Origin of the sequence: Tritonibacter sp. SIMBA_163, from assembly GCF_046535935.1 — a bacterium.
GTDB classification, from domain to species: Bacteria; Pseudomonadota; Alphaproteobacteria; order Rhodobacterales; family Rhodobacteraceae; genus Epibacterium; species Epibacterium scottomollicae.
This window is the reverse complement of sequence record NZ_JAWJBP010001366.1, coordinates 1-234: the sequence shown is the minus strand read 5'-3', so window position 1 is coordinate 234 and position 234 is coordinate 1. Positions and strand designations below refer to the sequence as shown.

Annotated in this window: 1 pseudogene; it reads left to right on the top strand. The window is 58.5% G+C overall.

Annotation, left to right across the window (positions count from 1 at the left end):
• A pseudogene (locus tag R0J92_RS26745) lies at positions 1–234 on the top strand (hypothetical protein); the annotation flags it as partial.

Sequence of the window (234 nt, the reverse complement as noted above, 5' to 3'; positions counted from 1 at the left end):
CTCGCCCTGGTGATGCGCTGCCGTTTGTACTGTTTGCCACCTTGAAAACCCTCGGGGCGGTGGTCATTGGCCTGCTGCTTTCGGCCTTCTTAACCCAAACCATTGGCCGCCGTATCCAGCTTTCTGACGACCTGCGTCGTAAACTGCCGCTGCTGGAAGTGCGCCTGAATAGCTACGTGCCCAATGCGCTGCGCGTACTGCGAACGGTGATTGTGGTCGCGGTGATTATGGTGG